Source organism: Peribacillus sp., assembly GCF_059453735.1.
Map to the genome: position 1 here is coordinate 1 of NZ_JAZVJO010000379.1, position 10,161 is coordinate 10,161.

9 protein-coding genes and 1 pseudogene are annotated in these 10,161 nt (G+C 38.1%); 2 read left to right on the forward strand and 8 right to left on the reverse strand.

The annotated features are described in order from the left end of the window. The 4 genes from AC52RT_RS12280 to rlmD all read right to left on the reverse strand — a co-directional run. The coding region (locus AC52RT_RS12280; protein ID WP_495541011.1) for an AAA family ATPase at positions 1 to 1,122 on the reverse strand (1,122 nt) is incomplete at its 3' end. A gap of 2 nt (positions 1,123 to 1,124) precedes the next feature. Beyond that, a complete protein-coding gene (locus AC52RT_RS12285; RefSeq protein ID WP_495541012.1) occupies positions 1,125 to 2,489 on the reverse strand; it encodes a 3' terminal RNA ribose 2'-O-methyltransferase Hen1 in 1,365 nt (454 codons plus the stop codon). Between the two features lie 398 nt (positions 2,490 to 2,887). Then, the gene (locus AC52RT_RS12290; protein WP_495541013.1) at positions 2,888 to 3,865 is read right to left on the reverse strand and encodes a tRNA dihydrouridine synthase; all 978 of its coding nucleotides are present in this window, start codon (positions 3,863 to 3,865) and stop codon (positions 2,888 to 2,890) included. A gap of 357 nt (positions 3,866 to 4,222) precedes the next feature. Next, complete coding sequence (gene rlmD / locus AC52RT_RS12295; protein WP_495541014.1) at positions 4,223 to 5,596, reverse strand: 23S rRNA (uracil(1939)-C(5))-methyltransferase RlmD; 1,374 nt, start codon at positions 5,594 to 5,596, stop codon at positions 4,223 to 4,225. A 205-nt stretch (positions 5,597 to 5,801) separates the two neighbouring features. On the opposite strand from rlmD, the gene AC52RT_RS12300 reads away from it, so the two are divergent. After that, complete coding sequence (locus AC52RT_RS12300; RefSeq protein ID WP_495541015.1) at positions 5,802 to 6,020, forward strand: methionine aminopeptidase; 219 nt, start codon at positions 5,802 to 5,804, stop codon at positions 6,018 to 6,020. 33 nt (positions 6,021 to 6,053) lie between these two features. On the opposite strand, the gene AC52RT_RS12305 is transcribed toward AC52RT_RS12300, so the two are convergent. The 3 genes from AC52RT_RS12305 to AC52RT_RS12315 all read right to left on the reverse strand — a co-directional run bounded on the left by AC52RT_RS12305 (position 6,054) and on the right by AC52RT_RS12315 (position 8,373). Continuing rightward, complete coding sequence (locus tag AC52RT_RS12305; protein WP_495541016.1) at positions 6,054 to 6,782, reverse strand: alpha/beta fold hydrolase; 729 nt, start codon at positions 6,780 to 6,782, stop codon at positions 6,054 to 6,056. A 13-nt stretch (positions 6,783 to 6,795) separates the two neighbouring features. Continuing rightward, the gene (locus AC52RT_RS12310; protein ID WP_495541017.1) at positions 6,796 to 7,359 is read right to left on the reverse strand and encodes a GNAT family N-acetyltransferase; all 564 of its coding nucleotides are present in this window, start codon (positions 7,357 to 7,359) and stop codon (positions 6,796 to 6,798) included. A gap of 63 nt (positions 7,360 to 7,422) precedes the next feature. Then, positions 7,423 to 8,373 carry a diacylglycerol kinase gene (locus AC52RT_RS12315; protein ID WP_495541018.1) on the reverse strand — a complete coding sequence of 317 codons (951 nt, stop codon included), beginning with the start codon at positions 8,371 to 8,373 and terminating at the stop codon, positions 7,423 to 7,425. Positions 8,374 to 8,787: 414 nt separating this feature from the next. Here AC52RT_RS12315 and AC52RT_RS12320 point away from each other — a divergent pair, with 414 nt between their 5' ends. Further along, on the forward strand, positions 8,788 to 9,921 hold the full coding sequence (locus AC52RT_RS12320) for a GGDEF domain-containing protein (RefSeq protein ID WP_495541019.1): 1,134 nt from the start codon (positions 8,788 to 8,790) through the stop codon (positions 9,919 to 9,921). Positions 9,922 to 9,938: 17 nt separating this feature from the next. Here AC52RT_RS12320 and AC52RT_RS12325 read toward each other — a convergent pair. After that, positions 9,939 to 10,161 (reverse strand): annotated as a pseudogene (locus AC52RT_RS12325) (Asp-tRNA(Asn)/Glu-tRNA(Gln) amidotransferase subunit GatB); the annotation flags it as partial.

Consider the following 10,161-nt stretch of genomic DNA (forward strand, 5'->3'; position numbering starts at 1 on the left):
CCCACCATCAAAACCATCTGTATCTCCATAACGGCAAAAATCACTCACAGCATCCGATTGTTTTGCTATATATTCGTCTTTAATTCCTGCATGAGTACAAACCAATGTAGGTACGCCATTTTTTTTCAATATATAGTGCGAAGGTGCATGCAAAAGAAAGTTCTTTAATTCCTTTTTTAATTCTCTCGTCTGTTCTTCACCATATTGTTCATGGAATTTTTGTATTTCTTCTTCCACAAGTTCATCACCATGATTTAAGGTAACATCCCTATCATCCAACCATCTAGCAATCTTCCAACCATGATTACTATCAATCATATAAGCCAGATTCTGATTAACATGCCTCAAGAAAAATTGCATCGTTTCTAATGACTTGGGTCCTCTGCTCATGATATCTCCAAGGGATAAAAACTTTCGACCTTCTGGATGGATAAAGAAATTCTCATGATTTTGTTCATACCCTAGTTTCTCAAGGACTTCTATCAATTCATCAAAGCAACCATGTATATCACCAATAATATCTATCCCTTTTGCAACATCTAACTCAATAGGATTCTTGTAGTGTCTTTTTACTTCTATTTCATCTGAATTATGGACGAAATACGCTGCATGGTAGCCTTCTTTTTTGATAAACCGTTTTTCTCGTTTAAAAACTTGATACTGCTGTTTGATTCTTCTTTTTCCTCTCGGATTATCACGCTGTTCGTCTCTTTCTAGTAAGGTATCTTGATCAACGTCTAATACGATTGCAACAATTGGTATATGATTGTTTTTAGCAATTGTGATATACCTTTTACGGTCTTCAGCGTGTAAATGTGTTGCATCAACAATCGTTAACTTATTCAGCCTAGACCTTGATTCAATTAAGGAATCCATTAACGAGAAAGCCTCTTCAGATATCTGTTGATATTGATCGTACAGAGAATCCGCTTCATCCTTTGGATTTTGCTTCCAATCTATAAAATCACTACCACTTACTAACACTCTAAAACTATCTGAACTAACTACTTCGGAAGGAAGTAGTAGTTCCTTATCCACTAAATTTTTTAATAATGTAGATTTGCCACTGTTAGATGGTCCTACTAGTAGAACGATTCCAGCGTAAGGTAAGACAACCTCCATTGTTATCTCTCCTTTCTTGTAAATAAACACATTTGGGTAGGGTATCCATATTGTTGATGTTCTTCTCCAATACCATCAAACATTAACTCATAATTCTCATCTTCATTTTGCTGATTACACCACAAATGAAACTCTTCTCTAGTCCATTCAAAACGATGATCAGGATGTCTGTAATTTTCCGACATATCATAGACTTGGTTGTATTCCTGGTTAGGTGTTGTAATAATTAACACGCCAGGCTGATAATCGTTTAAAATTGTATTCATAATTTTAGGTAATCGATTCTCATTGATATGTTCGATGACTTCGCACAAAATCATTACATCTTTTTGCTTTACCCTATCATCATAATAGAAAAGTGAACCTTTGATTGTGGTAGGCATAAGGAAGTTTTCCAGTTGTCCAACCTTTTCAAATCGCTTCAAAGCTTTAAGCGTTGCAGACTCTGATGGTTCAACAGCAAGTATTTCTTTCACACCATTTACAAACCCGAGTTTAAGTGATAACTTTCCTTCACCCGAACCAAAATCAACAATACTTTCTCTTTTCTGCAACCTATTAATATGATCAATGATTTTTTCATATCTTAGGTCATTTAACCGTACTTTAAGATCAGACTCCTTTATTCCTTCTTCCACAGGCTTTTTATCTTTTTCTTTTTTTTCTACTAAGCTATAAACTTCTTTGAAACGAAGTGCTTTCTGTATAATAAATGCTCTTTGAGGGTGCTGATCCAGCCATCCCTCACCATACCTTTCAATTTTTTCAATCTCTGTTTCATCTATATAGTAGTGCTTATAATTATCTAGTACTGGAATCAATACAAATAGCTGTCTTAGACCGTTTTGCAGCGTTGTCAAACCTTTTAAAGTAATATATCTAGCTGAACTTTTCGATTTAATAGGAAGATTATAGTCGGTATCCCCATACGTCATTGATACTTCATACCCTAAAGGCTCAAATAAATCTTTAATTTGTTTATCCGATAGATTAGATACGACCGGCCCAAATTCGAACGTAAATGGAAAGGCATAACGAACCCAAGATGCATATTCTTCTTTAGGTTTTCCATTTAGAGCTGTTCCTAACGCAGTTCTCAAAAAGGTACAAAAAATACTACTTACTGCAAATTCTCTATCATTTATGTACGAGGTAATATCATACTTCTCTGAACTGTTTCTAGAAAGTTCAATCGGGTCTGGTGTAACAAAGAAAGTAACTTCAACCTCTTTCTCGGTAAACTTGCTATAAAACATTCTGACCAGATGACCATTTTGACTTCTTTCATATATATTATTCGGATTTTTGGCTAATAGATATGAAATTACCTCAACATCTTTACCTGACGCTTGAATGGTTAGTTGCATATGAAACACTCCTCTTATCTTTTCAGCATGTACGTTATTTTGTTAGTATATCACCTTCTAGGTAATGCTTTCCTATCATTCAAAATTAACACAACTATCTGCATGAAGGAAAAAAGGAATTTCTCTACCTGTATTACAAGTTGCTAGTACTTTTAATGTCTCTTCTCTAAAATATCAGCCGGGATGGAAAGTACATAACCCGAAAACGACTATCTTCTCATTCATTTTTCATCGGGAGTCAGTACTAATAACTTCAATCTATATCCCACCCGTATAAAGACAAAAAAGCTATGCATCGTATGAGGCGAAAAGCTTGAGAAATGCGCATTTCTCAAGCTTTGTCCATACGTTATGCATAACTTCATTTAGGAACCTATCGCTTTACGTTTTCGGAAGATTTAGCTTTCCTCATTTCCATCAAAACTCTCGAATTCATCGAGTAAGGCACGTACTTCGTCTGTTGATTTTGTGTTCATCAATTGATTTCTTAGTTCACCTGCTCCTCTAAATCCACGGACATAAATCTTAAAAAAGCGCGGAAGAGGCTTGAATGAACGAGGTTCTATTTCTGAATATTTATCGTGAAGGTCAAGATGCAGCCTTAAGAGATCAAGCAATTCCTTACTACTATGTTCTTTTGGCTCCTTCTCAAAGGCGAATGGGTTACTGAACACACCACGCCCAATCATAATCCCATCAATACCGTATTGCTCGGCGAGTTTCAATCCAGCTTGACGGTCAAGAATATCTCCATTGATCGTCAAAAGTGTGTTAGGTGCCACTTCGTCACGAAGTTTTTTAATCTCCGGAATTAGTTCCCAATGAGCGTCAACTTTACTCATTTCCTTTCTTGTACGCAGATGAATGGAAAGATTGGCAATATCCTGTTCTAAAACATGTCTTAACCAGGTGCGCCATTCGTCTACATCCGTGTAACCAAGCCTGGTCTTCACACTTACTGGCAGTCCTCCTGCTTTAGCTGCTTGTATTAATTCAGCGGCCACTTCGGGACGACAAATAAGCCCGCTTCCCTTCCCATTCCCTGCCACATTAGGTACTGGACAACCCATATTGAGATCAATACCCTTGAATCCTAACTCTGCCATACCAATGCTCATTTCGCGGAATTTTTCAGGCTTATCTCCCCATATGTGGGCTACCATGGGTTGTTCATCCTCTGTAAAAGTCAAACGTCCTCGCACACTTTGTCTTCCTTCAGGGTGACAATAACTCTCTGAGTTTGTAAATTCGGTAAAAAACACATCGGGTCTGCCTGCTTCAGCCACTACATGGCGAAACACAACATCTGTTACTTCTTCCATTGGTGCTAGTACAAAAAAAGGTCGTGGTAAATCACGCCAAAAATTATCTATCATAATAACATTCATTTCCTCTCAGTTGAAATACCGGGTTAAATGTAAACTAGTGCTTCTCTATCACTTATAGCATGATTAGAGACTTTTTATCAAACGATAGTAAATTTTGAACATTTACTCTTTTTTACTACAAGTAAAAAGAAAAGGTCAACCCTTTTTCCTACGTTTGTCAGCTACCTACTGTATTTAATTAATTGGCCACAAAGCTCTATCTTGCATCAATTACAAATAAAAAACTCCTAAAAATAGGAAGTGCTACATAGTTCAGTCCTGCATATGAAAAAGACCCGGAATTCGGAAATGGTACTTACCGAAAACCGAGTCTGACTCAGAAATGTATATTTTATGCGAAAAAGTTTACTTCTTTAACGTCAACTTCGCCACAACTTCTACATGTGTAGTCATTGGGAACATATCAACTGGTTGAAGTTCCTCTGTTTTGTATCCGCCGTCTTCTAGAATACGAAGGTCGCGGGCAAGCGTAGCCGGGTTACATGAAATGTAGACCATTTTCTTTGGCGCCATTTCAATAATGGTCTTCAGTAATGCTTCATCACAGCCTTTACGCGGTGGATCGACAACTATTACATCTGCACGGTTACCTTGTTCATACCATAATGGAATGAATGTTTCTGCTTCTCCAATAGAAAACTTGACGTTTTCCACTTCATTAAGCTCCGCATTACGACGAGCATCTTCAATTGCTTGTGGAATCATTTCGACTCCAAGAACAGACTTCGCTTTTTGAGCTAGGAATAATGAAATGGTTCCGATCCCACAATACGCATCAATTACTGTTTCTTCTCCAGTTAAAGCCGCATATTCAAGTGCTTTGTCATAAAGTACTTTTGTTTGATCAGGGTTTACCTGATAAAACGAAACAGCAGAGATAGCGAATTTAACATCGCCAATATAATCATAAATTACTTCATTGCCCCAAAGAACCTTTGTTTTTTCACCCATAATCACATTGGTCTTTTGATTATTAATGTTATGAACAATTGATTTAACATTTGGTAAGCGTTTAAGGATTTCTTCAACAATTTTGTTTTTATGAAGTAATGATGTCGATCTGGTAATTAAGACAACCATTAATTCACCCGTTGATTTAGCATAACGAGCCATAATATGACGCAGGACACCACGGTGGTGAATTTCGTTGTAAGGATCTATTCCGAGTTCACTGCAAATTTCTTTAACGACTTTAATCGCTTCATTAACCGCAGGATCTTGAACAATGCTTTCGTTAGTATCTACAATTTCATGGGTGCGCGGCTTATAGAATCCAGCGATTAAATTACCGCCCCTTTTTCCGACTGGTACTTGTGCCTTATTACGATAATTTAAAGGGTTGTCCATTCCAATAATCGGATGAATCGTTGCATCTTCCAGTTTACCGATACGTTTCATCACTTGCTTAACTTGGTTTTCTTTAAACTCAAGTTGACCCGCATAGCTGATATGCTGCAACTGACAGCCGCCATATTTATAGTTTTCTTCAACAGGTACTTCTACACGATGCTCGCTTGCTTCATATAATTCAATCAAACGGCCAAAGCCGTATCCTTTATTTGCTTTAACTACTCTAATTTTTGCTTTTTCACCCGGCAATGTATTCGGAACAAAGATTGGGTAGCCATTTACTTTTGCTACTCCTGCTCCATCATGGGTTAAATCCTCAAAAACTACATCTATATCATCATTTTTAGCTACTGGTGCTGTATTAGTCATATAATCTCCCTTTTCTTTTCAAAATACCTTTTGCTTATCGTATTTTAACATATAAAGCCCTTGAATCAAAACGGACTTCGTTCAACTGTCACCAATTACAGCTCAAATACATACTATATAGTAAATTTTTCAGTTTGCTCAGTGGACATGCGTATAAAAGCATCGCTGTTTGCTCAGAATAAAGTAAAAATATGGGGTGAGCAGAATGGGTATATTTCAAGCTATCTCTGCCTGGAACGCAGCAAGATATGAAAAACATGTAAGTTCAATGGAGGAAAGGGGATTATGCCCCGATTGCCGTGGACGGGGGTTTGATTCCTATGCCCCGAATGAATACTATTACAATTCTGTTTATGAATGCTCAGGATGTAATGGCAGCGGAACCTACCATGATTGGGCTGAACTCCAGACCCAACAAATGTAAGTAAGAAAAATACGGGTCTTTCACCGTATTTTTTTAGTTAATTCCACAGTTCTTTGTTTCCTGAAAAAACTTTTTCAGGGTATCCGCAAATTCGGCTGATTTAGGATTCGTACTCCCCGGCTTTTCAGGATCAATTATTCTTACCCTCGCATCTGGCATAGCACGTAAATAGTCCTTAGCCCCATCCTCTGTCAGCCCCACACTCTCCTCGCTTCCTTGTAGGATCAATACGGGACAATTAATCTTTTTTAGGTGTTTCAAAAAATCAACATCTGCAGAATCTTTTTCAATTCCCTTTAATGTTTCAAGCGTCATACTTTCTAAAACACGCCTATTTGTTGACTTAAGAAAGAAATCAGACCAACCTTCAGGTAAATCTTTTTGCATGGCTGGATAATCACCGATAATTAGTCCCTTTATGCGGTCTACATGTGCAACTGCATAGCCTAATGCATAAGCAACCCCACGGCCATATCCAAAGATGGCAAACTTATCAATTGTAATCCGATTAACGACCACTTCGATATCAGAAACGTGATGTTCTAATGTGAATCCACTTTCTGGAGCATCACTTCGCCCTCTTCCGCGCATCGTGACCACAAGGGCACGTCTCGGTAATAGAGCTTGAATTAGATCCTCATATTCCTCTCCAGTTTCAGCAATTCCCGGAATAATGACCAATGGCGTTGTCTCCTTGGACGGACCTGTATTATCTAAATAATGAATACGAATATCTCCGTTTTTCACCCAACCCTCAAGCATGACTGACCCTCCTTCAAGACATCACTTTAACCATATAATCATAGCTATGACCATATATCGTCTTTCTTCCGACTTTTTGATACCCAAGCTTCTGATATAAAGCCCTTGCTCCTTTATTGTCTGCTTCCACATTTAATGACATACGTCCGTACCCTAGTTTACGGCCACGTTTTTCTGCTTCGCCTATAAGCGTAGTTCCGAATCTATTCCCGCGGAAGCTTGGTTTTACACAAACTGTATCAATATAATAATCTTCAGGCTCTGATTCTATATCGATTAGTAAATCTGAATTCCCTGACTTCAGGCGTACTTGTTCAATTAATGGCCAATCAAGCTGCTCTGCTTCACTACCATGATAAACAACAATCACACCTATAATTTCACTATTTTCCTCGATAACCAATGTGTTTTCATGGCTGAGCCTATTCTGTTTCTTTTTAAAAAAAGATGCCATTACTTCGAGTATGGCGGCTTCCGCTTGTTCACCAGTTAATGCTTGGCCAATCTCATCTATAGCCAAATTCATTAAATAAACAGCTTCATCAGCGTCTTCAGGAATGCCTTCTCTGATTTTCATTGTGATGCCCTCCATAAAAAAATAAAAAAGCTGGCATAGCCAGCCCTTTAGTCTTTTTTGTGATCATTCCATTTCATCTGTTGCTTCTCCAATTTGTTCCCGTTGATTAGCTGGATCATCTTGAAGTTCACCTTTAGGAACAAAGACGTCGAAATGACGATATTGGTTAACAAATTCTGCAGGTGCCACTCCGCCAAATTCACCATCTAAATTAAGCATCATTTCTTTCTTAGTTGTCACCTTAATCCGATTAGCTTTTACGTAAATGACATTTCGATCATGAATATGCTCTCCGCGCATAGCTAGAGAAGCGATTCTGATGAAGTCCGCAAGATTGGTTTTCTTGAGAATCAACAATGTAAACATTCCATCATTCAACGAAGCATCAGGCGCTAGTTTTTCGAAGCCTCCGACAGAGTTGGTATTTGCGACAAGGAATAACATAATTTCGCCTTCATAGATCTTTCCATCATATTCGATTGTTACTTCCGTTGGCTTTAATGATGGCAGCATCTCAATTCCTTTAACATAATAAGCCAAATGCCCAAGCATCGTTTTTAACTTACTTGGTACATCATAGGTCAATTCAGTCAGACGGCCTCCGCCTGCGATATTAATGAAATACTTTTCATTCATCTTCCCGATATCGATTGGCATAGTATGGTTGGCTGTGATAATATCGACGGCTTGGTCAATAGACCGGGGTACATGAATAGCCCTTGCAAAATCATTTGTCGTTCCAACTGGAATAATTCCAAGTTTCGGGCGATTTTCCGCATCTGCCAGTCCGTTAACCACTTCGTATATCGTACCGTCTCCACCGGCTGCTATTACTACTTCATATCCCCGTTCAATAGCAACCCTGGCGGCCTCAGTCGCATCACCTTCACCCGTTGTCGCATGACATGATGCTTCATAACCCGCAGCTTCTAACTTAGCCAGAACGTCCGGTAAGCTTTTCTTAATCGCTTCCCTGCCGGAAGTTGGATTATAGATTAACCTTGCTCTTTTCATTTCCATCATCCTATTGTATAAAATAATAAACGTTTGAAAGTCAATTCCACTTAAATAAAAAAATCATGGTGAACGAATTCCCCATTTTCTTTGTCTTGTGCCCGTAAAGATTATATAGCAAATTCATGGAAAATACTACTTTCTCACTTTGAATAGGGCTAAGAATTACTGCTTTTATTATCCCGAAAAAACTTATGTATCGTTTACGCTTTGTTAGAGCATGAACATTTTAACAGACATGATAGGTAAAAAAATGACCATTTATATATAAAGACCCATTCTTCCCTTTAGTATACGCGATATGCCTTCCTTTACTTTATCAATTTTTATCATTTATTGGTAATTTATAGTGAATAATCACTAAATAAATAGTAAAATAGAACTATATAAAGACCATAAGGGTAGTGATAATAAATGAAAACACTAAGCAAGGTTCAATATGCATTCTCCTCTATGATCGTTATCATTTTGGCTGTATGTACGTTTGCGCATTATCATAAGTTAGATTGGTTAGAAATCATGGGTGCCATTGTTTTAATCGGTTTATCCATGCATCTGGGGTATCAATTTGATAGAACGCGTCATTATGAATTAGAAAGTAAAAAACAGACCGCAAGGATGTCAGCTCTTGTCAGCTCCCTGAATTCAGGAATATTAGCTCTTGATGAGAATCGGACAATCATTCATGTAAATAAAGAGTTCTGCCGGATGTTTAGTCTCAATGAAAATGGCGAACAGCTGCAAGGAACAAATGGACATGAGCTATTCCAAAAAAATGCTCCTTTATTTACAGATCCTGATTTATTTTTACAAACAATCAGAAGCCTATATACAGTTCATAGCATGTCTCTAAATCAAGAAGTTCAACTTACTAATGGACAAATACTCGAATTCGATTATTTACCGATTTATGTAGGTCAGCATGATAGCGGACATTTGTGGCATTACCGGAACGTGACCGAAGCAAAGGAAAAGGAACGTTTGCTTATTGAGTCAAATATGATTCTACAGAACTTATCCAGCATGGATGGGTTGACGGGAATTGCAAATAGACGAAGCTTTGACAGCAGAATTGCAGATGAATGGAAACGTTCCCTGCGTCAAAATGGGGAGCCGCTGTCATTAATCATGCTTGATATTGATCATTTCAAATTATATAACGATACGTATGGACATCAAGAGGGGGATAACTGCTTAATTCAAATTGCGGCTGCCATCCAAGCGTGTTGTATTCGTCCAGGCGATCTTGCCGCAAGATACGGTGGAGAAGAATTTTCCGTTGTATTACCGGCCACTTCTGCAGCCGGAGCAATTTCTGTTGCTGAAAGAATTAAAAAAGCCATTGACCGCATGCAAATCCCACATGCTAGCTCACTCATTTCTCCTCATATCACTGTCAGTATCGGCATAGGTACAGTTATTCCGGATGGGGATGGTACAGTAACCACACTGATTGAACACGCTGATTTAGCACTCTATCAATCCAAATCTGATGGTAGAAATCGTATTACTCTCTATAAAGAACAATCCAAAAAGCTGTACCTATGAGGGTACAGCTTTTATGTTTACCGTTTATTAATTTCATCAACAAGAAGCTTATTCACCATTTGTGGATTCGCCTGACCTTTTGTCGCTTTCATAATCTGGCCGACAAGGAAGCCAATTGCTTTTTGTTTCCCAGCCTTGAAATCTTCAATAGACTGTGGATTATTATCAAGTGCTTCACTTACTGCTTTCAGCAAGGCACCTTCATCAGAAATTTGGACAAGACCTTTTTCTTTTACAATC

What these genes read in the sequence shown, in the direction of transcription:
- rlmD (WP_495541014.1), bottom strand. Translation starts at nt 5,596, where the DNA reads ATGACTAATACAGCACCAGTAGCTAAAAATGATGATATAGATGTAGTT.
- AC52RT_RS12320 (WP_495541019.1), top strand. Translation starts at nt 8,788, where the DNA reads ATGAAAACACTAAGCAAGGTTCAATATGCATTCTCCTCTATGATCGTT.
- AC52RT_RS12290 (WP_495541013.1), bottom strand. Translation starts at nt 3,865, where the DNA reads ATGATAGATAATTTTTGGCGTGATTTACCACGACCTTTTTTTGTACTA.
- AC52RT_RS12315 (WP_495541018.1), bottom strand. Translation starts at nt 8,373, where the DNA reads ATGAAAAGAGCAAGGTTAATCTATAATCCAACTTCCGGCAGGGAAGCG.
- AC52RT_RS12305 (WP_495541016.1), bottom strand. Translation starts at nt 6,782, where the DNA reads ATGCTTGAGGGTTGGGTGAAAAACGGAGATATTCGTATTCATTATTTA.
- AC52RT_RS12300 (WP_495541015.1), top strand. Translation starts at nt 5,802, where the DNA reads ATGGGTATATTTCAAGCTATCTCTGCCTGGAACGCAGCAAGATATGAA.
- AC52RT_RS12285 (WP_495541012.1), bottom strand. Translation starts at nt 2,489, where the DNA reads ATGCAACTAACCATTCAAGCGTCAGGTAAAGATGTTGAGGTAATTTCA.
- AC52RT_RS12310 (WP_495541017.1), bottom strand. Translation starts at nt 7,359, where the DNA reads ATGAAAATCAGAGAAGGCATTCCTGAAGACGCTGATGAAGCTGTTTAT.